Genomic DNA, 25,577 nt, shown 5'->3' with positions numbered 1-25,577 from the left:
ATAGGGGCGGGGGCGGGTAAGAATCCCTTATTACATTTTTCTACGCAAACTCGCTGCGCTCAAACATGCTCCGAAAAACGGGGATTCTTACCCGCCCCCTCCCATATCTCTAAGCTCCTCCCTCAATGTTTTTCCCCACAGACATTCCGGTTCTCCCCCCGCCCCATTTCCCGCCTGCTTTGGTACTGGCGAAATACGATCGACTCATGGTTTTGTAATTAGGAATGCTTGAGGAGATGGAAGGTATCGTGTCAGAAACATATAATACGAAAAATGATTACAACTAAGGTAAAGAGACTTAAAGAACCTTAAAGAACCTTCTATCTTCCACTGTAATCCGCTTCTTGATATACATAGAAAGTCTGAAAAATATAAGGTTCTTTTTATGAAAGCTAAATCTACTTATATTGAGTATTTTTATCGCTATGAGCACTTAGTCCTGTTTTTTAGACACGTTTGCGGGCACGCGGGCATGGGCCACCAAGGGGCCAACAAGGAGGCGGGCGCGGAAAAATAGACCACCCGAACCCCTGACAGAATGGGCTTTTGCGGAACTCAGAACCGAGGGGGCCTGTTCCTTCACCGTCGCCCCCGAAAACGGCCTTCTATCGTTACGCATGGCAGCCCCGGCGTGAGAGATTATCCCTTCTTATGGTGTGTTACCGCTTTGCACTGCTTGCCGCTATTAAGAACGTTTAAAAGGAAAGTACGCATTAACCCAATAAGGCGCATTAAACCAGCCAGACAAATGGGGTTTATGTTTTAATTTTTCTTATCAAGCAACCCCCAAATAGCGAGAACAAGACCAATAACGGCTATGCCGCCAAAAATATAAACACCTGGCATAAGACCGTATTGCTGAATGTTCCATAATGCTGAAAACCGTCCATTTATCGTCCATTCATTCGCCATTGAACCAGCCAAAACCATAGCAATAGAAATCACTCCTGCTAAAAACATTATTGAACCTAATATTACTTTTTTCATGTTCCTGTCTCCTTGCAAATTTCAAATTTACGCCTTATCCGCCTATGGCGAATATTCATGTTCCTTGTACTCTAAATTTTAATGTCAAATCTGTCAAGTCACTTCATCTATTCTAATATTGTACCTCAAGTCTTTATGAAATCAGGGCGGGAATTGGGCGGGATTTGGGCGATGAATGACCTGCAAACATTTTTAGTACAAGCTGGAAAGAACTGCTAAATGCCCTATTCATCAGCCTTTCCAGCCATGTTGTCCTTATATGAAGCCGACTGTACAAACTCAAACGCCGCTATTTTTTATTGCTATGAGCACTTAGCGGCTGTTTTTTAGCCGCTTACGTGCGATGCATAAAAAATAGTCAGCGAGGCTTTTTCGAGCGCTACTATTTTTTATAGCTATGACCACTTAGTGCCTGTTTTTTCGGCACTTACGTGCGATGCATGAAAAATAGTCAGCGAGGTACTTTCGAGCGCTACTATTTTTTAAAACATCTCTTTTCTATTTGAGCAGTCCTATATGTCTCTATCTTTTACAGAATCCGACTATTTCAGGCCACCTTAGGCTATAAGACGAACCAAGCGGTAATCACATAACATTGAGGCAATAGAAATATAATACCAGTCCCACGTCATTGATCCCGCACTTCTAAGCTCTAATTAGAGTAGGGCCTGATGGAACCGGAATTCTGGGACAGTCCGGCAGAGGCCGGGCCTGGTTCCCGCTTCCGGATAAAATAGCATCCCAGAAAAAGCATGGCCGAATAGTGGAGGGAGACTCAAGGGAGAAGGGCGGCCCTCTGCCGCTCTTCTCCCTGTTTTAAGAGGCTCCCGGAACTGTTCATGAGGTTGCTTTTTCTGGGATGCTATTTTATCCGGGAGCGGGAACCAGGCCCGGCCTCTGCCGGACTGTCCCGGAATTCCGGTTCCATCAGGCCCGGCCCCTATCAGAATTCCATTCCCATCAGGCCCGGCCCCCTATCAGAATTACTCCTCCCGAGGCAGTACAGAATCATGGCCTTCCGGTAACACTGCCGCCAGAATCATACCCACGACAGCAGCCAGCGCCAGCCCGGAGATGGTTACGGTGGAGGTTACGGGGATGCTGTCGCATCCGATGCCGAGGACTACTATAATGGAGGCGATCATCAGGTTCCGGCTGTTACCGAAGTTCAGGCGGTTGTTGATCAGGATCCGGACTCCTACGGAGGCGATCATCCCGTAGAGGACGATGCTGATGCCGCCGCTTACAGGACCGGGGATACTGGAAATCAGGCCTCCGAACTTGCCGAGGATTCCCAGAAGCATGGCGAATACGGCTGCGACACGGATCACGCTGGGGTCGTAGACTTTGGTTACGGCTAAGACGCCTGTGTTTTCACCGTAGGTGGTGTTGGCCGGGCCTCCCAGGAAGCCTGCTAAGGCGGTCGCCAGACCGTCTCCCAGGATCGTTCTGTGGATTCCGGGGTCTATCATGAAGTTCTTGCCTACTACTGCGCTGTTGGTGGTGATATCGCCTACGTGCTCGATCAATGTAACCAGAGCGATGGGGGCGATGGCCAGGATCGCATCCGCCTTAAAGGTGGGCAGCGCCAGGACCTGGGCGATGATATCTTTGTCCATAAATGAGAAGAAATGAGCCTGCTGTACCGGTGTGAAATCCAGGAATCCCATGGGGATGCAGACCAGGTAGCCGGCTATGATCGCGAACAGGATCGGCATCAGGTTGTAGATGCCCCTTGCAAATACGGATATGGCGATGACTACCGCCAGAACGACTACCGTGACAAATACGGCTTTCAGGCTGAATGCCCCGTTGTGATAAAAAGCAGAATTGATGGCGGTGGAGCTGAGCCTTAAGCCAATGACGATAATTACCGGTCCGGTTACGATCGGGGGCAGAAGCTTATTGACTTTTTCATATCCGACCAGTTTGATCAGAATGGAAAATAATACGTAGATCAGACCCGCGATAATCAAAGCGCCTTTGACTGCGGACAGCTTGTCCATAAAATCCGGATCTCCTAAACGGGAGTCCCCGATGACGGCAATGATTCCGCCCATGAATGCAAAACTGGAACCCAGGAAAACCGGCACTTTTCTCTTGGTTACAAAATGAAACAACAAGGTGCCGAGGCCGGCGCAGAACAGGGTGATTGATGTGCTTAAGCCGGTCAGGGCCGGAACTAAAACAGTCGCTCCGAACATGGCCAGCACGTGCTGAATGCCCAGAATCAGCTTCTTTTTGGCGGATAAATTCATATCCATGTGATCCCTCCTCATACTCTCATGTAAGTTTAGTGTATTTGCCTTTGTATACTATACCTGCATTTTTTTTAGATATCAAGGATTTTAATCGAAATTTGTAAATAAATTTAATCTCTTGTCACATTCTTCAGCCATTTTTTGGAACGGAACCTCCAGGTGGAGAATGGAAGCTTCAGCACCTCATCGCTGACCAGTATCATGTATACGACAGGGATAGGAAGCCGGAATACAAAAGCCGCCAGAAATCCTCCGAAGATGGAACCGCCCCACATCATCACCGCGTCCAGGAATAGACCGAATTTGATGTCCCCGCCGCCTCGAAAGACCCCTACCACCAGGGTGGTATTATAGGCCTGGGCCACAATAAAGTATGCCATAACGAACAGCATCACGCTCAGATAGCGGAACGCCTCGTCGGTCAGACTTAAATAGCTCCACAGCACCGGCCGGAGCAGCTGAATAATGCTGGAACCCGCAATGCCGAAAAGGATGCCCAGTTTCACACATTTCCGGGCATAGGCCTCCGCAAAATCATATTTGCCCTCACCGATCGCCTTTCCAATCATGATCGCTGTGGCGGAGGAAAGGCCGAAGGCCACGACTGTGGCCAGCTGCCGGCACACCTGGGCCACGGAATTGGCCGCCACTACTGGGCTCCCCAGATGCCCGATAATAGCCGCTATCGCGGACATTCCGGCTCCCCAAAGCAATTCATTGATCATAACCGGAATGGAATAGACGATAAAATCCTTCAGCAGCAGTGAATCAAACCGGAACATATAGCGGAAGCGGAAACGCACCTGGCGGTTTTTGAACTTCGCATACCAGATCACGATCAGCAGTTCCACGATTCTGGCGATCAGGGTCCCCAGCGCCGCACCAGCGATTCCCATCGCCGGACAGCCCAGAAGTCCAAAAATAAATACCGCGTTCAGGCCGATATTGACGATCAGCGAAACCAGATACACGCAGGTCGATATCATTACCTTTTCCACGCTTCTCATGATATACAGATATACCATCGTAATTCCCGACAGAACATAGGACCATGCGACGATCCTCAGATACACCACGCCCTCCGCGATTACCTCTTCTTCCGCCGTAAATATTCTCATCAGCGCAGCCGGGATACACAGTGTCACCGCTGTAAACGCCACCGCGATCACCATAGTGATCCCCATGGCGATCCCCAGGATTTTCTCAATCGCCACAACATCCCGTTTTCCCCAATATTGGGCGGTCAGTACCATGGCGCCGGAAGTCATGCCGAAAAAAATCAGATTTAAAATAAAATAAATCTGATTCGCCAGGGATGAGGCGGATAACACCGTCTCCCCCACTCTTCCTAACATTACCACATCGGCGGTTGTCACACCTACATTAATTAAATTTTGCAATGCCAGAGGAAGAACCAGCGCGAACATCTTCCTATAAAAGCTTCTGCTCTCTTCCTTTGATAATTTAAACTTTTGTTTTTCCATATTTCCCTCCATACGTGCATTCTTCCGCACATATAGGTATAGATGAACAATCTAATGTTCCACCTTCCCTACCTCACTCCTATACAAACTATCATAAAATCCCGGGCTTGTGAAGAGTTTTTTTATTACTATGAGCACTCAGTGCCTGTATTTTCCCCCTACGTACAATGCATAAAAAATAATCATTCACTTATAACTGTCTGAAAATTTTTCATTGTGTCATTTTGATACTGGTGAATCAGTTTCCCTTTTAAGGTCCGGGGACATACGGCGGACAAGAAACCGGGCCGCCGTATCTTTAAACAATTCCAAAGCCGCACTTGATAACTTCACCAAAACTAGATATAGTATAACAATGAGAAGAAAGAACAGGAGAATGTAAAATGGCCTTTGATGGAATCGTTATTGCTAATCTGGCAAAAGAATTGAATGATATGCTGACCGGCGGCCGTATTTATAAAATAGCCCAGCCCGAAAAAGATGAATTACTACTTACCATAAAAAATCAGAAAAATCAGTATCGTCTGCTGTTGTCCGCGGATGCCGGCCTTCCTCTGGTATATATGACGGAATCGAATAAGCAAAGTCCCATGACGGCACCGAACTTTTGTATGCTGCTGCGCAAGCATATCAGCAACGGGCGTATCCTGGAGGTGACTCAGCCGGGGCTGGAGCGGATTCTGCGCTTTGAGATTGAGCATTTGGACGAACTGGGGGATCTGTGCCGGAAAACTCTGGTGGTGGAAATTATGGGAAAACACAGTAACATTATTTTTTGCAGGGACGACGGCATGATTATTGACAGTATTAAACATGTTCCGCCACAGATGAGTTCGGTGAGGGAAGTACTTCCGGGAAGGGAATATTTTATTCCGCAGACGCAGGACAAACAGGACCCGCTGCTGATTGACCGGGACCAGTTTCTGAACGTGGTTTTCAGCAAGCCAATGAAGCTGTCTAAGGCACTCTATACCTCTCTTACGGGGATCAGCCCTCTGATCGCTGAGGAATTGTGTTTCCGCGCATCCCTGGAATCGGACCAGCCGGCGAATACGATGGGCGATCGTGAACGGCTGCATCTGTTCCGGATGTTCGAATTGCTGATGGAGGATGTGAGGGACGCTCGTTTTGTTCCCAACATCGTGAGCGACGGCCGGATACCTGTAGAATTTTCCAGTATAGAGCTGACTCAATACAGGGATCTCACCCGCCGGAACTATGATACGATCTCTATGGCCCTGGAGGCCTATTATGCGGCAAAAAATACGGTTACCAGAATCCGGCAGCGCTCTTCGGATCTCAGACGCGTCGTGCAGACCATCCTGGACAGGGACCGGAAAAAATATGAGCTTCAGCAAAAACAGATGAAGGATACGGAGAAAAAAGACAAATATAAAGTGTATGGTGAGCTGATCAATACTTATGGGTACCATGTGGAACCGGGTTCTAAGTCTATGGAAGCGCTGAATTATTATACAAATGAGATGATCACGATTCCTCTGGACCCCATGCTTACCCCTTTGGAGAACGGGCAAAAGTATTTTGATAAATACAATAAATTAAAACGGACGTCGGAAGCTCTCGAATCTCTGTTAAAGCAGACCCATGACCAGATTCTGCACCTGGAAAGTATCGGAGCGGCTCTGGATATCGCGCTTTCCGAAGAAGATCTGGTACAGATCAAGGAAGAGATGGTGGAGTCCGGATATATCAGGAGAAAAAATACCGGCAAGAAGGTGAAGATTACTTCTAAGCCGTTCCACTATATTTCCAGTGACGGCTATCATATGTATGTGGGAAAAAATAATTATCAGAATGAAGAGCTTACCTTTAAATTCGCTTCCGGGAATGACTGGTGGTTCCATGCCAAAGGGATTCCAGGCTCTCATGTTATTGTAAAATCGGAAGGTGCTGAACTACCGGACCGGGTTTTCGAGGAGGCAGGCAGGCTTGCGGCCTATTATTCTAAAGGCCGGGAGGCCGGAAAAGTGGAAATCGATTATACGGAGAAAAAGAACGTGAAGAAACCAAACGGCAGTAAACCTGGGTTCGTCGTTTATTATACCAATTATTCACTGACTATAGAACCGGACCTGTCCGGGTTAACCCTGGCTGATTAAAAGGTTGGAGGTACGCGTACTGCGCATCCCTGAATTTAGCCGCAGTAAATGCGGCACTGGAGGTACGCGTACTACGCATCCCTGAATTTAGCCGCAGTAAATGCGGCACTGGAGGTAAATATGAAGGTTTATATTGTGAGACATGGGATTACGGAGTGGAATAAGGTAAGAAGAATCCAGGGGCATACGGATATTCCCCTGAGCACGGAAGGTATCCAGCTGGCCCAGAAAACTGCACATGGAATGGCCGGTATTCCCTTTACCAAAGCCTTCTCAAGTCCCCTTTCCCGTGCATTTCAAACGGCGGAGATCCTTTTACAGGGACGGGGGATTTCTATTGAAACCGATGAACGTCTGGCGGAGATTAATTTTGGTCTGTATGAAGGAATGCGCTGTATCGAGCCCGGGCGGACCGTTCCGCCGGATTTTGATAATTTCTTTGGCGATTCCGCTCATTACATGCCTCCTGCGGGAGGTGAAACACTGTCCTCAGTGATCCGCCGGGGTACGGAGTTTTTAAAGGAGCTCTTTTCGCGGGATGATTTGCAGGACGATACCATCCTCATCGCTGCCCATGGATGTATCATCCGGGGAATGCTCTATTATTTCCGGGAAGTCCCCCTCTCTGAGTTCTGGGGCACCGGAGTCCCGAAAAACTGCGCCGTATCCATAGCGGAATCTGCCGTTCCCCATCCGGTCCTGCTGGAGGAGGATGTCCTCTTCTATAAAAATACCTGAGACAAGACAGGACAATTCATTACACAGAAAAGGCGTTGGAAACATTTTCGTTTGTCCCGGAAAAGGGGCAGCTGATATTTTCCAACGCCTATTTACTTTGTTCGATTAATTACTCTGTTCGAATCGCAGCCAAAGGACTGAGCTTCATTGCCCTAAGTGCCGGGAAGAATCCGGCCAGCATACCCACCAGAACCGCGAATACCAGCGATACCAGCATCAGCCACGGCGGAATATACGAGGTGGTCCCCGCCATATCTGCGCCCTGCATGGCCACGACTACATAGTTGATTAGTTTTGAGATCAGCAGGCTTAACAGATTCCCCAGGAATCCTCCGATCAGTCCGATAAAACCTGCTTCCATCAGGAACATGGTCCGGATATTATTCATATTACAGCCCAGCACCTTGATGATACCGATCTCTTTGGTCCGCTCATAGATCGACATCATCATCGTATTGGCAATACCGATGGCGGCTACAAACAGGGACACCGCACCGATGCCGCCAAGGACTGCCTGAATGGACCGGTACTGCTTCTGTGCCTGCTCCAGCCATTCCACTTCGCTGCTGGCCTGCAGCCCCAGAGCCTGAATCTGCTTTTGTACATCCATTACATTGTCCATCTCATCGATCTGGACATAAGCTGAATTATAGACCAGTTCTTTTCTCGGCTTCCCGGACGCTGTTGTGGGCTGCCCCGGAATCACCTTTCCCTTAAATACCTTCTGCAGCTGCGTTTTCAAAACTTCGATATCACAATAAGTGGAATAACTATATTGCTTCCAATCCTCAGGACCGCCTTCCAAAAGGCCGATACCCTGGCCCATATATTTCTTCGGAGGCGCGACACCGCTCTGGGGATCCTGTGACTGATAGTAAGCGTCCGTGTCAAAGATCAGGAATAATGGCTGATTGATCAGATCCACATCCGGAAGCTCTCCCGTCTGCCAGTATCCTCCATCGTTTGACTTTGGATTATAGAAATCCTGAATGACCATGTTGCCAAATACAAACTTCAGTTCACTGCTGCCGGGCTCAGGCATGGTCCCTTCTGCCAACGGATAATTCATTCGAGCCAATGCATCCAGATCCATTCCCTGTATCTGCAGCCAGGATTCGTAAGCTCCCTGCTTCGCCAGCACGGAAGTGCTGAGTACCGGTGAGCAGACTTTCACGTGAGGCAGCTGTTTTAACTGTTCTATCATTTCATCGGTCAGATATACCGGCTCATTGCTGCCGGAGCTGGAAGACGAGGCCTCGGCAGACACTGCCACCATCCCGCCGCCTCCGTAATACATCATATCTCCGCCGCCGCTGGATACATTGATCGTTGTCAGTCCTCCGGATTCTTCCACACTGTCGATCATCGACTTGTTCAGGCCGATACCCAGGGAAATCATGACCACTATGGATGCTGTTCCGATAATTACTCCCAGAATCGTTAGGATGGTACGAAGCTTTCTTCTCCAGAGGTTACTGATGCTCATCTTGATCAAGTCCAGCAATTTCATCCTCGATACCTTCCCTTTCTAATCTTTCTTTTTTCTTTTTCCGAATAATTACAATCGCAACGATACCACCGATTACTGCCAATGCGATCACAGGGCCCAGGACAAACCAGATATTGAAGCCGCCGCCCTGCTCCTCCATTCCCGGGTCCATCATGCCGGGATCCATCATACCGGGATCCATCGCCATGGGCTCCGTCACGTAGAGCGTGATATCTTTTTCCAGGGTTGCCACATTGCCGGCATCATCTTCATAGGTGATTACTGCTTTTATAATGCCCTCATCCATGGTTGGCTGGATTCCATTTACCATGGTATCCACATTGCCGGTAGCCCCCGGGCTGATATTTCCCAGATATGCCTCACCGCCGTTGACCGAATCACCCTGGAATTTTACGGATACGTTGTAGAGAATGGTTTTGCCGGTATTGTAAATACTGAACATAATGTTAGTCTGCTGTCCGACTTCTACGGACTCCGGCATCACTTCCGGCTCACTGACGTCTAACTTCGCTTCCTGCTTGACCGGAATGGATACGCTGGCGTCGGCCGTGTATTCTTTGGCGTTGGCATCCTCATATTTCATATTGACGCTGATCGCGTAAGGCTTCTGCATCAGGTCCGCACGGGGCGTCATATTAATGGTAACGTCTTTTGTGCTGTCGGCAGCGATCTTGTCCACGAAGATCGTGCTGGAGCCTGACGTGGGAAGAAACGCGGGCGCGCTGACACTGGTCGTAGTACCGCCGGTGCCGCCGCTTGATGTGGTCTCCTCCGTGGTCTGGATATCGAATTCACAGTTGGATACCGCTGTGCTCTTGGAGGTATTGCGGATATGTAGGGTCAGATCAAAGCTTTCTCCCGCACGTACATTTTCCGGGTTGGTAGTAAAGCCGGATATGATCACTCTGGGCACGGAACCTGTTCCCTGCGTGGAATTTGCACCGGTACCACCGGTAACTTTTACATAGGTGACAAGGCTTGCGCTTCCCGCGGACTCATCGGGATTCTTGAACTGTACCTGGAAGGTGACGGGCTGATAACCGTTGACGGCGTCTTTCCGGGTCCTCAGGGTCCAGGTGATCTCCTGGCGGCGCTCGTTGGGCCCCAGGCCGCAGTCTTCGCCTGGCAGGATCGGCAGGGTTTCCGTATAGCTGGATTTTTCTATTTCAAAAGGCCAAACGGCTGGATCACCGCTGATAACCGGAGTTACGATTACATCTGTTACGGATAATTCCGCCATGTTCACCAGCGGAAGAACTACATTTACCAGACCTCCGGCGTTGGCGACCGGCGTCTGCCAGGTACCGCCTACCATGACATTACCGTTGATGTTGTTGGACTGGGGCGGATTCGGCGTCTGCTCCGGTGTTGGTGTCGGCGCAGGAACCTCCGGCGACTGCGTGGGTACCGGCGTCTGTGTCCCAGTGGCAAAAGCTGTCAGGCTCATCCCAAAGACCATAATACCGCATAATAATATGGTAATCAGTTTCTTACACTTGCTCATCTTTTACTTCCTCCCTGTGTTTACGATTGTCTTCGATTTTAAGTATTTTACCGTCGCTGATATGGAATATCCGGTCCGCGAAACCGGCCAGATGTGTATCATGGGTTACCATCACCAGCGTCAGCTTTTCCTTTTCCACGATTTCCCTCATCAGATTCATCACATCCGCGGATGTATGGGAATCCAGATTACCTGTCGGCTCATCGGCAAAGATGATCTCCGGTTCCACCACCAGGGCTCTGGCCACACCGACCCTCTGCTGCTGTCCGCCGGACATCTGCGTCGGCTTATGGGTCCGGTGCTTGTTAAGCCCTACCAGCTTTAACATCTGATCCGCCCGCTTCAGCCTCTCCTTCTTCGCCATCCCTCTGAAGGTCAAAGGAAGCGCTACATTTTCCCTGGCATTCATCGTTCCCAGCAGATTGAAGGACTGGAAAATAAATCCGACCCGTTCCCTTCTGAACTTTACCAGCTGATTCTCCGTCATCTTTTCGATGTGCTGCTGACCTATGATAATTTCGCCTTTCGTAGGTTTTTCCAGACCGGCCAGCATATTTAGCAATGTGGATTTGCCGGAACCGGAAGTACCTACAATCGAACAGAATTCGCCTTTATATATAGTAAAATCTACCCCGTTGAGAGCGAACACCCGGTTCTCACCTACAGAATAGACTTTATACAAATTCTTCACCTGAATCACAGGTTCTTTTTCTTCTGCCATTCTCCCACCCCTTTCCTTTGTGCCTGCTGTCTGCCCATTATATCATGTCTTCCGTGTGGAATTCAACCATCCGAACGGCTCGATAGCAAAATACACTTTTTCAACATTATAACATATCAGAGTTGTTTGTATATTAAATCCCGGCATAATTTTCTTAAGATTTTCTTACTTTTCTACAAAATCTGCTAAAAATACTGCTGCGGGACAAAGCCAGCCGGAACAAGGGGAATTGTCCTGATGAACTGTATGAAAAAGACGGGCCTTTGCCGTTTTTCCCTGCAAAGTCCCGCCGTCTCGTTCAACTCCCACCAAATTTTATCAGTTTGCAATCATCATTTCAAATAACCGCACCGCAAACAGCCAATTCATTTTCCGGTCCGGGTGGTTTATATCGTTGGCGAGCCTTTCGGTTATGTCCACTCCATATTTTTCCAGTGTTTTCCAGTCTTTATAGCAGTCACATACCGGTATCTGATAACTTTCACATACTTCTCTGGCCTTTTGAAGATACGAATCCAACAGACCGCCAGTCTGGTTTTCCAGTGTTGTAACGGCAATATCCCGGATTCTCTCATCTGTTATATGGCAGCTGACTTCCGTATTCATCATATTGGGAGTCATAAAAATGATTTCTGTTCCTTCGTTTTTCAGGCTTTCAAATATTTTCCCGAGAGACTCCGCATATACGTTGATATAGTCCTTCCCCTGGCCGCAGTCATTGAGGCCGAAGCAGACCACCACAAGATCGGGATGAAATTTCAGCACGTCACGCTCTATGCGCGCATAACCCTGTTCCGCTGTATTTCCTGATATTCCGGCATTTATTATGTTAACTGTAACATTTGGATACAGGGTTGCCAAAATCTTTTTCAGATAACTGTGGTACGCGCAGTTCACATCATATACCGTTTCCACTTCCCCGTCGTTTTTGATAAATACTTCAAAGCATCCCTGTGTGACGCTGTCGCCTAAAAAAGCGATCGTTACCGGCTGGCATCCGTTCATATCTTTCGCTTTATCGCGAAAAAGGTTCATGACTCTCATGGTGTATCCCTCCATTTTCTTTTTCAAATATCTTATTCGATTCATTCCCTGCCGGATAGACGAATCGAATAAAAAACAGGCCCTCCAAAGAGTTATGTCGTCATCACCTCTTCAGCAGGACCTGCGTATCTGTATGAATTATCCTATCAGCGGATACTGATCGGTCAGCTTCTTCACAATTTCCATCGCCTTCTCCCTGCCGGCTTCCTTTTCATGCAGCATAATGGAGATAGCCTCTGCGATCTGTACCATATCCTCCTCGTTTAACCCCCGGCTGGTGACGGCCGGTGTTCCCAGGCGGATACCGCTGGTAACAAACGGGGACTTCGGATCGTTGGGAATCGTATTCTTATTGCAAGTGATATGCGCTTCATCCAGCAATTTTTCAGTTTCTTTTCCCGTCAGATCCAGATTGGTCAGATCTACCAGCATCATATGATTATCCGTTCCTCCGGATACGATTTTAATACCGCGCTCCATGAGAGCTTTACTGAGAGCCTGCGCATTCTTGACGATCTGCTGCTGATATACTTTGAAATCATCAGACAGAGCTTCCTTGAAGCATACGGCTTTGGCAGCGATCACATGCATCAGAGGGCCGCCCTGGATACCAGGGAAAATTGCCTTGTTAAAATTGAATTTCTTGGCTGCCTCTTCGTTGGCCAGAATCATGCCGCCTCTGGGACCTCTTAACGTCTTATGGGTCGTAGTGGTAACCACATCTGCGTAGGGAATAGGGCTTGGATGAAGCCCCGCCGCTACAAGTCCGGCGATGTGGGCCATATCTACCATCAGATAAGCTCCGACTTCATCGCAGATCTCGCGGAACTTTTTGAAATCAATCGTTCTCGCATAGGCGCTGGCTCCTGCCACGATCAACTTCGGTTTTGCTTCCAGCGCGATCCTGCGCACCTCGTCATAATCGATGAATCCCTCATCGTTCACCCCATAAGGCACTACGTGGAAATATTTTCCGGACATGTTCACAGGACTTCCATGGGTCAGATGGCCGCCGTGGTCCAGATTCATACCCATGAAGGTATCACCGGGCTCCAGCATGGCAAAGAACACCGCCATATTCGCCTGAGCACCGGAATGGGGCTGTACATTGGCATAATCACAGCCGAACAGTTCCTTCGCGCGGTCGATGGCCAGATTCTCCACCACATCCACACATTCGCATCCGCCATAATAACGCTTGGCGGGATACCCTTCCGCATATTTATTCGTCATCGGACTGCCCATGGCTGCCATCACAGCTTTGCTTACCCAGTTCTCGGATGCGATCAGCTCGATATGGCTGTTCTGGCGTTCCATTTCGTCCGTAATAGCCTGCGCCACTTCCATATCCACTGCTTTTACTTCATCTAAAGAATACATTCCTTTTCCTCCTGTATGCTTATTCGCTCTAGAGAGATTATAACATACCGCAGACGAGAATGGAATATAGGTTTTCATTGAAAAGTGGGTGGTCTCATGATAAGCTGTGGTTATAAATAAAGAATGATTATACAAAAATTGCATGAAACTTATCAAAGGAGACCCCTATGAATTATTTACTTGATTATCGTTTCTGGATTCTCGCCTATCTTCTGTTGATCAATCTCGTCGGATTCGCTCTGATGGGGATCGATAAATCCAAAGCCGTCCGCCACAGATGGCGTATCCCGGAGAAAATGCTGTTTCTGTCCGCTATATTGGGAGGCAGTATCGGTGCCAGAATCGGTATGAGTGTATTCCATCACAAAACAAAGCACAAGTCCTTCACCATAGGGATACCTGCTATCTTTTTCCTACAGCTGGCTCTTGTGCTTTATCTTATTATGCGGTAATACCACTAAAGTTTGTTAATTAGTCAATTTGGGACATGTCCAAAACGATTTGGGACATGTCCATTTTATATTTTTGATTTAGAAACCGAAATGGACATGTCCCAAACCGAAATGGACATGTCCCCTTTTGTTCCTTTTGTTTGTTATTCTTCGGGTTGGACGGCTATCCCAAGCTCATCCAGCTGTTTTTCATCTACTACATTGGGTGCCTCGGTCATCAGACAGGAAGCGTCTTTTACTTTCGGGAAGGCGATAACTTCCCGGATGCTGTCCTCACCTGCCATCAGCATCAGCATACGGTCAAAACCATAGGCCAGGCCTGCATGAGGGGGAACACCGTATTTGAAAGCGTTCAACAGGAAACCAAAACGCTCGTAAGCATCCTCCATAGTGAAGCCCAATATCTCGAACATCTTCTCCTGCACATGGTTCTGGAAGATTCGGACACTGCCGCCGCCCAACTCGGTGCCGTTGAGCACGATATCGTAGGCTTTGGCACGCACCTTGCCGGGATCGGTGTCCAGAAGCTCCAGGTCTTCCTCCATCGGCATGGTGAACGGATGGTGCATGGCCACGAAGCGGTTCTGCTCCTCGGACCACTCTAACAGAGGGAATTCCGTCACCCAGAGGAAGTTGAACTGGTCTTTGTTTAACAGGCCAAGGTTTTTCGCAAGCTCCAGCCGCAGGCTGCCCAGCACGTCGCAGACCACTTTGTTCTGATCAGCAGCGAATAACAGCAGATCCCCGGGTTTGCCCCCCATAGCATCCACCAGGGCGCTAAGCTCCTCTTCGGTCATGAATTTGGCAAAAGAGGATTTATAGGTTCCGTCCTCGTTGACCGCCAGATAAGCCAGGCCCTTCGCGCCGAAATCTTTTGCAAGGTTTACTAAAGCATCGATTTTCTTTCTGGGCATAGCGCCCTGCCCCTCGGCATTGATACCGCGTACACTGCCGCCGTTGTCCAGCGCACCGGTAAAGACACCGAAGCCGCAGCCTTTGACCACCTCAGATACGTCGACCAGCTCCATACCGAAACGGGTGTCGGGCTTGTCGGAACCGAAACGGTCCATGGCTTCCTGCCATGTCATTCTCGGGATCGGAAGGGGGACCTCCACTCCGATCGCTTCTTTGAACACACGGGCCAGGAGCCGCTCGTTGACATCGATCACATCGTCCACGTCCACAAAGGATAATTCCATATCGATCTGGGTGAATTCCGGCTGCCGGTCAGCACGCAGGTCTTCATCCCGGAAGCATTTGGCGATCTGGAAATACCGGTCATACCCGGAACACATCAGCAGCTGTTTGAACAGCTGAGGGGACTGGGGCAGCCCGTAGAATTTTCCGGGGTGCACACGGCTGGGCACCAGGTAATCTCTGGCTCCCTCCGGCGTGCTTTTTCCCAGGATGGGAGTCTCTATCTCAAGGAAGCCCTCTTCCGCCAGAAAATTTCTGACCAGAGTGGCCACTTTACTTCTGAGAATCAGGTTTCTCTGAAGATCCGGGCGGCGCAGATCCAGATAGCGGTATTTTAAGCGCAGCTCATCTTTGGTCTGGGAATCCTCCTCGATGGGGAACGGAGGCGTCTCCGATTCGGATAAGATCCGAAGTTCCGTCGCCCGCAGCTCGATCTCTCCTGTTGCCAGATTCTCATTGACTGCCCCTGCCCTCTTCTCGATCCGGCCGACCGCGGCGATCACGAATTCATTTCTTAATTTCTCCGCTTTGGCGAAGCCTTCCCCGCCGATATCCTTCGTCTCGAATACTACCTGCAGCAAACCGGAACGGTCTCTTAGATCCACAAAAATCATGCTTCCCAGATTCCGCCTTTTCTGTACCCATCCCATGACGGTTACGGTTTCACCAATATTCTGACTGCTCACTTCTGTACATCTGTGGGTCCTGTGCAACCCCTTCATTGCCTCTGCCATATCTCTTTTATTCCTTCCTGACTTACCGAATTGATTTATATATTTATCATGAACCCCGCTTTTCAGGCAAACAGCCCCGGGATCTCATCCAAAGCCACCTCTGTTAACTCACCGGACTGCATGTCCTTTACACTGGCTCTGTTGTTGGCCAGCTCATCGCTGCCGATGATCACGGTTTTCTTCGCGCCAATTTTGTTGGCATATTTCATCTGCGCTTTCACGCTGCGGTCCAGATAGTCGGTTTCCACGATAATTCCGTGGGACCTTATCTCATTGACCAGACGATACGCCCGGGCTTTCGCCTCTTTTCCTAGAATCCCCACATATAACTCCGGTGCATCCATGGGGGGCAGATCCACGCCCTCTTTGTCCAGAAAATATAAAATACGCTCGATCCCCATCCCGAATCCCACAGAGGGGATATCCTGCTTCTCATCGATCTCATGGATCAAGCCGTCATACCGGCCGCCTCCGCACAGGGTAAAGCCCTCGGAATTCACAAATTCAAATACGGTCTTCGTATAATAGTCCAGACCGCGGACGATTCCTGTGTCGATCTCATAGGGAATAGCAAGCTCTGTCAGCAGCGCCTGCAGTTCCTCAAAATGGTTCCGGCAGTCCTCATCCAGATAGTCAATGGTCCTGGGGGCATCTTTGACAATCTTCTTACAGCTGTCCACCTTACAGTCGATGACCCGCAGCGGGTTCGTCTTCATCCGGTCCCGGCATGTCTCACACAGCTCGCTTTCATGCTCGGACAGGTACTTAAGCAGCGCTTCGTTGTAAGTCTTGCGGCAATCTTTACAGCCAATGCTGTTGATATGAAGTTTCGCATCTTTCAGCCCCAATTTTTTAATTAGAGCAGCCACCAGGCTGATTACCTCCACCTCCGCCAGCGGACTTCTCGCGCCCACGAACTCCACACCGAACTGATGATGCTGACGCAGCCGCCCGCTCTGGGGTTTCTCATAGCGGAATGCCGGAGTTACATAATAGAACTTCACAGGCTGGGGATTGGCATACAGATTATGCTCCAGGTATGCACGCATAACCCCGGCGGTACCTTCCGGCTTCAGGGTAATACTTCTCCCGCCCTTGTCCTCGAACGTATACATTTCCTTTTGAACCACATCGGTGGTCTCACCCACGCCCCGCTGAAATAGCACCGTATGCTCGAAAACGGGGGTTATAATTTCCGTGATATTATAGGTTCTGGCCAGATCCCTGGCAATCTTCTCTACGACCGCGCGGCGGTGCATATTCTCGCCGTACCAGTCCTGTACTCCTCTTGGCGCCTGTGTTATCATATTTTTCCCTCCTGTATTTCCACCTGCAGATCCTTCTGGTTAAGAAGCACGCTGATGTCATCCTCATGGACCATCCGCTGAAAAGCCAGAAATATCCGCATATCGAAATTCTTTATTTCTTCAATCATCAGTTCCATCGCCGTCTCCAGATCGAATGCCCTGCGGTAAGGGCGGTCCGCCGTCAGTGCCGCGAACACGTCGCAGATTCTTAAGATCCTGGCGCCGTAGGGAATCTCCTCCCCTTTTAAATGAAAGGGATATCCCGAACCGTCGTAATTTTCATGATGATGCAGAATCCACTGCTGGATATGTTCCGGATAGCCATGTTCCCTGGCGATCTCATACCCCAGTTCCGTGTGCTGATGGATGTATTTCATCTGCTCTACATCCAGCGCTTCCTCATCTCTGCCATACAGATAAGACGACAGCTTTATTTTCCCGATGTCATGTATGGTTCCGGCCACAGCCAGATCATAGCACACCGCCGGATCTTCCTGAAGCTTGGCAGCCAGTCTCCCCGCCAGACAGCTGACGCAGATCGCGTGGCTGATCCCATCAGACACATCTTGTTGTAAGAAATTCTTTTTTTCCAGACTCGTCTCCATATGATCCCATCCCTATACTCCATCGGCCAGAAGATTCCGCTTACGCTCAAGCATCTCCTCAATCCTGCCGATATACGTGGGCACATCCTTCACATTCCCGCAGCGTTCGATCCGGTTCTGTGAGGGAACAACCAGTTTACTGACGCTTCCCGCTCCCAGAGCCATAATCGTCTGCATCTCTTCCATCATAAGTATATTGTAAATTCCGGCTTTGTCAACCTTTGCGTACCCTACATTTTCAAAATTACCCGCCATATTCTTCTGGCGGTACAGATAATACGGCTCCATCCCCATATCCCTGGCGGTGTCTGCAGCCAGATTCATGATCTCCTCCGTATTCTCGATCTTCAGATCCCGGTACTCCTCCCGGAACATATTCAGTCTGGCCGCCCTCTTAATCGCCAGCGAGTGTACCGTAATATTATCCGGGTCCAGTTCCTTAAGCACTTCAAGCGTATGGGCAACTTCCTCTGCCCCTTCCCCGGGCAGTCCCATAATAATATCCATATTAATGTTATCAAACCCCAGCTCCCTGGCCATATAAAAAGCCTCAACCGTCTGCTCCACCGTATGTCTTCGTCCGATCACATCCAGTGTCTTCTGATTCATGGTCTGCGGATTGACAGAAATCCTGCTGATCCCATGGCTTCTGAGCACCCGAAGCTTCTCCCTGCTAATACTGTCAGGCCTCCCCGCTTCCACCGTAAACTCCAGCAGATGCTCATAAGAAAACCTCTCCTCCAGTCTGGTAAGCAGCCGGTCCATCTGATCCGGCGTCAGAGTCGTGGGCGTACCGCCCCCCATATAGACCGAATTCAGCTTCTTATGCCCGCACATTTCAGAAACCCCGTTAATCTCCCGAAACAGCGCCTGCAAATACTCCTCGATCCGATTCTCCCACCCGGAAATCGGATATGACGTAAAAGAACAGTACAGACAAGTACTGGGACAAAAAGGAATCCCCACATACATACTGTATCCTTCCACATAGTCAATATCCTTCAGAATATGAAGCTCCCGATTCGCGATCGCCACAGCCAAAGCGGTCTTTTCCTTACTAACCAGATACTCCTCCCGCATCCTCGCAGCGATCTCCACATTCCTGTGCCCATCCATCAGCATCGAAAGCGCGATCTTCGTCGGCCGTATCCCGGTCAGACTCCCCCAGGGCAGCTGCCTTTGCGTATATTCCGCAAGAAGCCGGTACACCGTCCGCTTGCATTCATTCTTAGTCTCCATCCGGTCCGCACTGTTCCTCGGAACCGTTACCTCTTTACAGACGCCCTCTTCCCCATTCAGCCGAATCACAATAGCCCCCACCAAATACAGGAGCGAAATCCGCACCCTAACCTCCTCCACAGCCTCGTCCACAACTTCATCCACAACTTCATCCGTCACCACAACTTCTTCCCCCGGAAAAAACGACTTCACCAGCGGAAATATTTCATTCAAAAACTCCCGGTTACCAAATTGAATTGTAATCATCCCTATAACACCATACCTCTATATTTTCCTTAATCCCAATAAACCGATATTGTTTCAATCCACGCTCGGTAATTTCACAGAATACGACTTTTAAAAATCGCTCCTTAACCACTTTTCCGTAAATAGCGATTTCTCCCCCCGACCACTACCATGAAACTCATTTCAAACGATATGGCCTCTACCTAAAGATTCCAGGAAATCCCCGCTAATCATATTAAATACCCAGAGAAGGAAATCTGTACACAGAGCAAAACGCCCTGACAAATCCCCCTTAGATTATATCCGAATCCCTCACCTGAAAATCCCATAAACACCCAACAATGAATCTCAAAACAAGCCGCAAACCACCCCGGCCCTCAATAATGCAGGGAGGAGAGGAAAGCGGCGGTGCCTTGGGGGGGATGGGGCGCACATCTCGTGGGACCAAATCGCTTGAGGCCGGACCTTAGAACGGGTTACGCAGATGGAGGGAGAACCTCGCAGAGCCCGGGACACTGTCCGAGCCGTATTTTGGCGAGTTTGTCCCGGGCTCTGCCAATAAGAGGTTCTCCCTTCATCGGAGTTATCCGTTCTTAGGTCCGGCCGAAGCGATTTGGTCCCACGAGATGTGCGGCCCATCCCCCCAAGGCACCGCCGCTTTCCTCTCCTCCCGGGGCCCCTTTCTCCTCCCGGGGCGCCTTCCGCTTACCGGATCCAGGCATTATATTCTCTCTCCCGTCCGATCGTAGTCGGCTCTCCATGTCCCGGATAGACATCCGTCCCATCCGGAAGAGTCATCAGCTTATCCCGCACAGAATGAAGCAGTTCCGACATGCTTCCCCCCGGGAAATCCGTCCGCCCGATGCTGTCACAGAACAGCGTGTCTCCCGACATCAGCACCTCTTCCTGCGGCAGATAATAACAGCAGCCTCCGGCGGTATGCCCCGGTGTGAACAGGACCCGGATCTCAAAACCCGCTAACTGTAACTCCTGTTGATCCTTCAGGCAGACATCCGCTTTTATCGATGTCTCACTGCCGAACATAAGAGACAAATTCCTGTCCGCATGCATAAGTGCCTCACTGTCAACCTCATGTATATAGACCGGAATCTGATAGGCTTCCTTTAAAAATTCCACACCCATGATGTGATCCCCATGGGCATGGGTCAGAAGGATGGCCTGCGGTTTCAGTTTTTGCTCCTCGATTTTGACTTTCAGACGCTGTGCGTCCGCTCCCGGGTCCACGATCACCATCTGCCTGGTATCCTTATGGATCAGAAAATAGCAGTTGGTAGAAAGCATTCCCACCGTATATGTTTTCATTTCCAATGCTCCCATTGCCATTACTCCTCTTTCCTTTCACATGGGAACCGGATCAGCCGGTCGTCCGTTCAATATCCATGATTCCCTCTACCTGGCGCAGCTTGTCGATCACCAGATTCAGCTGCTCCCGCCCGGTTATATTAAATGTGACATTGATCGTAGCCGTTCCCTGTTTGCTGGTCCTTACATTGATCGAAGTCATGTCGATCTGTTTCTCTGTAAATATCTTGGAAACATCCACCAGCAGGCCCATGCGGTTCCTGCCGAAAATCTTAAGCTCCGCCAGATACAAGCCGTTGCCGGCTGCTTCATCCGGCTGCTGCCACTCAGCGTCGATCAGCCGTACCCGGTCACTGTCCGGCAAGTTGATCACATTGACACAGTCCGTCCTGTGAATGGACACGCCCCGGCCTCTGGTGACGAATCCTACGATCTCGTCTCCTGGTACCGGGCTGCAGCATTTGGAAAATCGCACGGCCACATCGTGAATTCCCTTGACCACGATACCGCTCTTGGACTTGGCGATACTGATCCGGTTATCCTTGACCTCGGAGACTGTCTCCAGGATCTTTTCATCGGTAATCTCTTTTTTCAGGGTCTTCTGCCGCTCTTCCTGCAGCCGGTTGACTACCTGCCCTTCCTTTAAGCCGCCGTGGCCTATGGCCGCCAGCACCGAATCCCAATTCCGGAAGCCGTATTTACGCTGTACTACTTCCTGGAAATCCGGTTTCATAATCTCGCTCTGGTTGATGCTCTTTACTTTACAGTACTGATTCACCATGTCCTTGCCGCGAGTGATATTTTCTTCTTTGAATTCGTTCTTAAACCATTGATTGATCTTGTTCTTGGCCTGGGTGCTCTTGACGATGGCCAGCCAGTCCCGGCTGGGTCCTTTGGAATTCTGGGAGGTGAGGATCTCGATCCGGTCGCCGTTCTGGATCTCGTAGTCGATATTGACCAGCTTTCCGTTTACCTTGGCGCCGATCATCTTATTTCCCACCGCGCTGTGAATACTGTAAGCGAAATCAATCGGTGTGGAGCCGGCGGGCAGATTCTGCACATCTCCCGACGGAGTAAAACAGTACACGCTGTCGGAGAACAGATCCAGATCGCTCTTTAACAGGCTCATGAACTCCCGGTTATCCGACATATCCCGCTGCCATTCCAGAATCTGCCGCAGCCAGCTTAATTTTTCTTCTTCCTGGTCCGCCACACTCTTCTTGCCGTCGGAGGACTCTTTATATTTCCAATGGGCGGCAATACCATATTCCGCCGTCCGGTGCATCTCATAAGTCCGGATCTGTATCTCGAAGGGCTGACCGGTCGGTCCGATCAGGGTCGTATGAAGGGACTGGTACATATTTGGCTTCGGCATGGCGATGTAATCCTTGAACCGGCCGGGGATCGGTTTATACATTTCATGAATGACACCCAGCGCCGCATAGCAGTCCTTGACCGTGTCCACGATAATCCGCACTGCAAACAGATCGTATATCTGATCCAGGGTCTTATCCTGGTTCACCATTTTCTTATAAATGCTGAAGAAATGTTTGACCCGCCCGGACACATCCGCCCGGATACCGGCCTTGATAATATGGGCCTGCACCTCGTCCACGATACTCTGGACATATTCTTCCCGGGTACTTTTGCGAAGCGCGATCTTCTCCACCAGATCATAGTAGACATCCGGCTGCAGATATTTTAAAGCCAGATCATCCAGTTCCACCTTCACCTTGGAAATACCCAGCCGCTGTGCGATGGGCGCGTAGATATCCATGGTCTCTCTGGCTTTTTCTTTCTGTTTCTCCGGCTTCATGTATTGGAGCGTACGCATATTATGCAGGCGGTCCGCCAGCTTGATCAATATGACACGGATATCCTTTGCCATGGCCAGGAACATTTTTCTCAGATTCTCCGCCTGTACCTCGACCTTATCCGCCTTGTACGACAGCTGGCCTAACTTCGTGACCCCATCCACCAGGAGGGCGACCTCACTGCCGAAACCAGCCTCTACCTCTTCCACCGTCATGATCGTATCTTCCACCGCGTCATGCAGAAGTCCTGCTACGATAGTCTCTTTATCCAGTTCCAGGTCCGCCAGAATGATCGCAACGCAAAGAGGGTGAGTTATATACGGCTCACCCGATTTTCTCGCCTGGTCTTTATGTGCTTCCCTGGCTGTCTTATATGCTTTTTCAATAATGGATATATCTGTAGACGGATGATATTTTTTCACACTTGCTATCAATTCGTCATACAGTACATCCGGACTGGTAAATTCAGCCGGCGCTTTTACACAGCTTTCAATCTCTTTTAGCTTATCCGCCGGTATCTGAAAGTCAGATTTTTCTCCCATTTATGTCCACCACTTTAATCGGTTATCTTTTTTCGAGCGCTGCTATTTTTTTATTATAATGAGATTCCACAAAAAATGCAATCTTTTGTCCTTATTTTACATCCACACCGCCAAATACACATTGGGCGTCAATATAGATGACTGCTCTGGGTGTTCCGTAGGGAGGACTTTTTTTGTTGGAAACCCCGCCGCAGAAGGACTGGTCTTTTATCATGACCAACACGTCATCCGGAGCCAGGATATCGATCCCGCCGAAAATGGAATTTACTTTGATCAGCACATCCTGATCGATGATCGCATTCCGGATATCCAGATCCATGCCGCCGAACACGGTATGAAGAACAGCGCCCTGAAACACTTCATTATTATAGCTGATTTTTCTTCCGTTAAATATGGTTGAAAACTGAGGTACTCCCGCCTCCATATGAGGCTGATAGCTGCCGCTTTTTCCCGTGTCCTGCCCGGTATATGTGTGCTGACCGCTGTAATCACTTTGGCCGGTATATCCGCTCTGGCCGGACGAGCTGCCCTGACCGGCCTGCTGCTCCTGCTGTGCGTCCCCATAACTCCCTGACTGACTCTTACTGCTCTTCGGGCCTCCCCGGTAGCCTCCCTGATAACTTTCATCCTGATAGGTATTTCCCTGATAAGTATTGCCACGATATTGATTTCGATTACTGCGTACCAGAAAATTAATACCAATTACCACCAAAATCACCGGGAACACCATGCCCCACATCACCCGGCTGGGCAATACATTCTGCGACGACAGCAGCAGCAGGATACCGATACACAGCCCGATAATATTTCCGATATTCGGCCGGTTCTGAATCATGCTGATCACGCAGGGTACAATGATAAATAAGGTCCACCAGCCGTCAAAAAACAGACTGAAACTCCACAATCCCAGAACATTTCCCGCAAACCCGAGGCCTGCGATGATAAACGCAACACCCCACAAAATACTTGATAAGCGATATCTCATAAGTATATCCTCCTTTATTCCATGTTATTAAGTGTATCACACAATTCTTTTATATACCATACGAATTGGAATCCATCCTGCTGCCAGCGGTCAAAATAATGAAATCCCAATTTTTCCGCCAGAGCGATGGAAGCGGTATTCTCCACCCTTATAAATGCGCTCAGCTCTTCGCAGTCCAGTTCTTCCTGCGCATACCGGATAGCTGCCTCACAGGCTTCTGCAGCATATCCCTGCCTCCAATGCCCGGCATCTATCACATAGCCTAATTCCAGCACACAGCAGTCTTCCATCTGCCGTGGTGTTAATCCCACCCGGCCGATCAGCCTGCCGGTGGAGCGTTCAAACACTGCCCACAGTCCAAAGCCATAAAAAGCATAAGCGCTCTCTATATATGCCTTCGTCATCCTCCGCTCTTCCTGCGGATCTTTCTGAAGTCCGGGAATATATCTGGTCACCCGCTCATCACTGTAAATCCTGTAAAGCGCATCCACATCATCCAGCGTAATCTCCCGGATCAGCAGACGTTTCGTCACCGCGATCGTTCAGGGTTCTCCGTGTGCCCGCTTCCACACTCTGACCATAAATTCCTCATCGACCTCCTCGAATCCTTCCACCAGGATATCCGCCGCGCTTAGATCCTGATTCCCGGAATCCGGGTTGATATAGCCGACACAGGGAATCCCGGCCGCCTTCGCCGCCAACACCCCGTTCTGAGAATCTTCTATTATAATACACTCATCAGGAGAAAGTCCCAACTCCCGTGCCGCGTACAAGAACACATCCGGAGCCGGCTTCGGCTTATCCAGCGTATCCGCGCTGACCATCCGGTCAAAATATTCCGTTACCCCGATCCCCCGGACCGATTCTTCAATCAGATCTTCCACGGAGGAGGAAGCCACAGCCAGCTTTAATCCTGCATTGTGCAGATTCCGGATCAGCTCCACCACGCCCGGTACCGGCGGATAACCTTCCGCCTGAAAAATCTCACTCTGCTTTTTCAGCCCTCTGGCCTGGATCTCCTCCACGCTCAGCGTGAGCCCGAACAGGTCTATTATTTCTTCCACTACCCGGTACTGGGTGGAGCCCACCGTCTTTTGGTAGGCTTCATAGGTATATTCTTCTTTACAGCCCAGCTCCTCCAATACCTGGCAGTACGCTTTATAATGAACCGGCTCGCTGTTGATGATCACGCCGTCCATATCAAAGATGACTCCTTTTAGCATGCGTTTATGCTCCTAACAAATGAATTTACATAGAACATACCATTCCTTTAGACAAATAGCAACATTTTTTTGCAGGCGGAGCAGGGCGGGCTGGGGTACGGGATCTGGATTTATCGGGCGGTCAAGGCCTGCGGCGGTTGGTTTGCGGGCATGGGTGGCTGGAACTGGGGGAATTGGTCTCC

The 25,577-nt window shown here is 49.7% G+C and carries 20 protein-coding genes; 3 read left to right on the top strand and 17 right to left on the bottom strand.

Annotation, left to right across the window (positions count from 1 at the left end):
- Positions 1-762: 762 nt before the first annotated feature.
- From ABC831_RS24980 to ABC831_RS24970, 3 genes are all read right to left on the bottom strand, one after another.
- A complete protein-coding gene (locus ABC831_RS24980) occupies positions 763-987 on the bottom strand; it encodes a hypothetical protein (protein ID WP_343250791.1) in 225 nt (74 codons plus the stop codon).
- 983 nt (positions 988-1,970) lie between these two features.
- On the bottom strand, positions 1,971-3,251 hold the full coding sequence (locus tag ABC831_RS24975; protein WP_343250790.1) for a uracil-xanthine permease family protein: 1,281 nt from the start codon (positions 3,249-3,251) through the stop codon (positions 1,971-1,973).
- 107 nt (positions 3,252-3,358) lie between these two features.
- Positions 3,359-4,732 (bottom strand): MATE family efflux transporter, encoded by a 1,374-nt coding sequence (locus ABC831_RS24970; RefSeq protein WP_343250789.1) that lies wholly within the window; start codon positions 4,730-4,732, stop codon positions 3,359-3,361.
- Between the two features lie 383 nt (positions 4,733-5,115).
- Between ABC831_RS24970 and ABC831_RS24965 the strand changes: the two genes are divergently transcribed.
- Positions 5,116-6,852 (top strand): Rqc2 family fibronectin-binding protein, encoded by a 1,737-nt coding sequence (locus ABC831_RS24965; protein WP_343250788.1) that lies wholly within the window; start codon positions 5,116-5,118, stop codon positions 6,850-6,852.
- 120 nt (positions 6,853-6,972) lie between these two features.
- Positions 6,973-7,590 carry a histidine phosphatase family protein gene (locus ABC831_RS24960; RefSeq protein ID WP_343250787.1) on the top strand — a complete coding sequence of 206 codons (618 nt, stop codon included), beginning with the start codon at positions 6,973-6,975 and terminating at the stop codon, positions 7,588-7,590.
- A 109-nt stretch (positions 7,591-7,699) separates the two neighbouring features.
- Here the strand turns inward: ABC831_RS24960 and ABC831_RS24955 are convergent, their stop codons facing one another.
- The 5 genes from ABC831_RS24955 to glyA form a co-directional block, all read right to left on the bottom strand.
- Positions 7,700-9,100 (bottom strand): ABC transporter permease, encoded by a 1,401-nt coding sequence (locus ABC831_RS24955; protein WP_343250786.1) that lies wholly within the window; start codon positions 9,098-9,100, stop codon positions 7,700-7,702.
- Positions 9,063-10,604: a hypothetical protein gene (locus ABC831_RS24950; RefSeq protein WP_343250785.1), complete on the bottom strand. Its 1,542-nt coding sequence runs from the start codon at positions 10,602-10,604 to the stop codon at positions 9,063-9,065. Before ABC831_RS24950 ends, ABC831_RS24955 begins: the two co-directional genes overlap by 38 nt.
- Complete coding sequence (locus ABC831_RS24945; RefSeq protein ID WP_343250784.1) at positions 10,591-11,325, bottom strand: ABC transporter ATP-binding protein; 735 nt, start codon at positions 11,323-11,325, stop codon at positions 10,591-10,593. The genes ABC831_RS24950 and ABC831_RS24945 overlap by 14 nt, the downstream gene beginning before the upstream one ends.
- 318 nt (positions 11,326-11,643) lie before the next feature.
- A complete protein-coding gene (locus ABC831_RS24940; RefSeq protein WP_343250783.1) occupies positions 11,644-12,369 on the bottom strand; it encodes an SGNH/GDSL hydrolase family protein in 726 nt (241 codons plus the stop codon).
- A 138-nt stretch (positions 12,370-12,507) separates the two neighbouring features.
- The gene (glyA, locus tag ABC831_RS24935; protein ID WP_343250782.1) at positions 12,508-13,749 is read right to left on the bottom strand and encodes a serine hydroxymethyltransferase; all 1,242 of its coding nucleotides are present in this window, start codon (positions 13,747-13,749) and stop codon (positions 12,508-12,510) included.
- A 167-nt stretch (positions 13,750-13,916) separates the two neighbouring features.
- Here glyA and ABC831_RS24930 point away from each other — a divergent pair, with 167 nt between their 5' ends.
- Positions 13,917-14,201 carry a DUF1294 domain-containing protein gene (locus tag ABC831_RS24930; RefSeq protein ID WP_343250781.1) on the top strand — a complete coding sequence of 95 codons (285 nt, stop codon included), beginning with the start codon at positions 13,917-13,919 and terminating at the stop codon, positions 14,199-14,201.
- A 143-nt stretch (positions 14,202-14,344) separates the two neighbouring features.
- Here the strand turns inward: ABC831_RS24930 and aspS are convergent, their stop codons facing one another.
- The 9 genes from aspS to ABC831_RS24885 all read right to left on the bottom strand — a co-directional run bounded on the left by aspS (position 14,345) and on the right by ABC831_RS24885 (position 25,395).
- Positions 14,345-16,132, bottom strand: a complete 1,788-nt coding sequence (aspS, locus tag ABC831_RS24925) for an aspartate--tRNA ligase (RefSeq protein WP_343250780.1) — start codon at positions 16,130-16,132, stop codon at positions 14,345-14,347.
- Positions 16,133-16,194: 62 nt separating this feature from the next.
- On the bottom strand, positions 16,195-17,439 hold the full coding sequence (gene hisS, locus ABC831_RS24920; protein WP_343250779.1) for a histidine--tRNA ligase: 1,245 nt from the start codon (positions 17,437-17,439) through the stop codon (positions 16,195-16,197).
- Positions 17,436-18,044: an HD-GYP domain-containing protein gene (locus ABC831_RS24915; RefSeq protein ID WP_343250778.1), complete on the bottom strand. Its 609-nt coding sequence runs from the start codon at positions 18,042-18,044 to the stop codon at positions 17,436-17,438. The genes hisS and ABC831_RS24915 overlap by 4 nt, the downstream gene beginning before the upstream one ends.
- A 12-nt stretch (positions 18,045-18,056) precedes the next feature.
- Entirely contained in the window at positions 18,057-19,529 is a 1,473-nt protein-coding gene (gene hemZ / locus ABC831_RS24910; RefSeq protein ID WP_343250777.1) for a coproporphyrinogen dehydrogenase HemZ, read from the bottom strand.
- A 684-nt stretch (positions 19,530-20,213) separates the two neighbouring features.
- Entirely contained in the window at positions 20,214-20,846 is a 633-nt protein-coding gene (locus ABC831_RS24905) for an MBL fold metallo-hydrolase (RefSeq protein WP_343250776.1), read from the bottom strand.
- 37 nt (positions 20,847-20,883) lie between these two features.
- On the bottom strand, positions 20,884-23,187 hold the full coding sequence (locus tag ABC831_RS24900; RefSeq protein ID WP_343250775.1) for a RelA/SpoT family protein: 2,304 nt from the start codon (positions 23,185-23,187) through the stop codon (positions 20,884-20,886).
- Positions 23,188-23,278: 91 nt separating this feature from the next.
- The gene (locus tag ABC831_RS24895) at positions 23,279-24,172 is read right to left on the bottom strand and encodes a LiaF transmembrane domain-containing protein (RefSeq protein ID WP_343250774.1); all 894 of its coding nucleotides are present in this window, start codon (positions 24,170-24,172) and stop codon (positions 23,279-23,281) included.
- 14 nt (positions 24,173-24,186) lie between these two features.
- On the bottom strand, positions 24,187-24,705 hold the full coding sequence (locus tag ABC831_RS24890) for a GNAT family N-acetyltransferase (RefSeq protein WP_343250773.1): 519 nt from the start codon (positions 24,703-24,705) through the stop codon (positions 24,187-24,189).
- 9 nt (positions 24,706-24,714) lie between these two features.
- Complete coding sequence (locus ABC831_RS24885) at positions 24,715-25,395, bottom strand: HAD family hydrolase (RefSeq protein ID WP_343250772.1); 681 nt, start codon at positions 25,393-25,395, stop codon at positions 24,715-24,717.
- Positions 25,396-25,577 lie beyond the last annotated feature (182 nt).

Source organism: Diplocloster hominis (genome assembly GCF_032380655.1).
In the GTDB taxonomy this organism is placed as follows: Bacteria; Bacillota; Clostridia; order Lachnospirales; family Lachnospiraceae; genus Diplocloster; species Diplocloster hominis.
This window is presented reverse-complemented; position numbering and strand designations above follow the sequence as displayed.

Coding starts and splice junctions, on each gene's coding strand:
- glyA (WP_343250782.1), bottom strand. CDS start 13,749: ATGTATTCTTTAGATGAAGTAAAAGCAGTGGATATGGAAGTGGCGCAG.
- ABC831_RS24960 (WP_343250787.1), top strand. CDS start 6,973: ATGAAGGTTTATATTGTGAGACATGGGATTACGGAGTGGAATAAGGTA.
- ABC831_RS24885 (WP_343250772.1), bottom strand. CDS start 25,395: ATGCTAAAAGGAGTCATCTTTGATATGGACGGCGTGATCATCAACAGC.
- ABC831_RS24950 (WP_343250785.1), bottom strand. CDS start 10,604: ATGAGCAAGTGTAAGAAACTGATTACCATATTATTATGCGGTATTATG.
- ABC831_RS24955 (WP_343250786.1), bottom strand. CDS start 9,100: ATGAAATTGCTGGACTTGATCAAGATGAGCATCAGTAACCTCTGGAGA.
- ABC831_RS24895 (WP_343250774.1), bottom strand. CDS start 24,172: ATGAGATATCGCTTATCAAGTATTTTGTGGGGTGTTGCGTTTATCATC.
- ABC831_RS24945 (WP_343250784.1), bottom strand. CDS start 11,325: ATGGCAGAAGAAAAAGAACCTGTGATTCAGGTGAAGAATTTGTATAAA.
- aspS (WP_343250780.1), bottom strand. CDS start 16,132: ATGGCAGAGGCAATGAAGGGGTTGCACAGGACCCACAGATGTACAGAA.
- hisS (WP_343250779.1), bottom strand. CDS start 17,439: ATGATAACACAGGCGCCAAGAGGAGTACAGGACTGGTACGGCGAGAAT.
- ABC831_RS24940 (WP_343250783.1), bottom strand. CDS start 12,369: ATGAGAGTCATGAACCTTTTTCGCGATAAAGCGAAAGATATGAACGGA.
- ABC831_RS24970 (WP_343250789.1), bottom strand. CDS start 4,732: ATGGAAAAACAAAAGTTTAAATTATCAAAGGAAGAGAGCAGAAGCTTT.
- hemZ (WP_343250777.1), bottom strand. CDS start 19,529: ATGATTACAATTCAATTTGGTAACCGGGAGTTTTTGAATGAAATATTT.
- ABC831_RS24975 (WP_343250790.1), bottom strand. CDS start 3,251: ATGGATATGAATTTATCCGCCAAAAAGAAGCTGATTCTGGGCATTCAG.
- ABC831_RS24930 (WP_343250781.1), top strand. CDS start 13,917: ATGAATTATTTACTTGATTATCGTTTCTGGATTCTCGCCTATCTTCTG.
- ABC831_RS24980 (WP_343250791.1), bottom strand. CDS start 987: ATGAAAAAAGTAATATTAGGTTCAATAATGTTTTTAGCAGGAGTGATT.
- ABC831_RS24965 (WP_343250788.1), top strand. CDS start 5,116: ATGGCCTTTGATGGAATCGTTATTGCTAATCTGGCAAAAGAATTGAAT.
- ABC831_RS24905 (WP_343250776.1), bottom strand. CDS start 20,846: ATGGGAGCATTGGAAATGAAAACATATACGGTGGGAATGCTTTCTACC.
- ABC831_RS24915 (WP_343250778.1), bottom strand. CDS start 18,044: ATGGAGACGAGTCTGGAAAAAAAGAATTTCTTACAACAAGATGTGTCT.
- ABC831_RS24900 (WP_343250775.1), bottom strand. CDS start 23,187: ATGGGAGAAAAATCTGACTTTCAGATACCGGCGGATAAGCTAAAAGAG.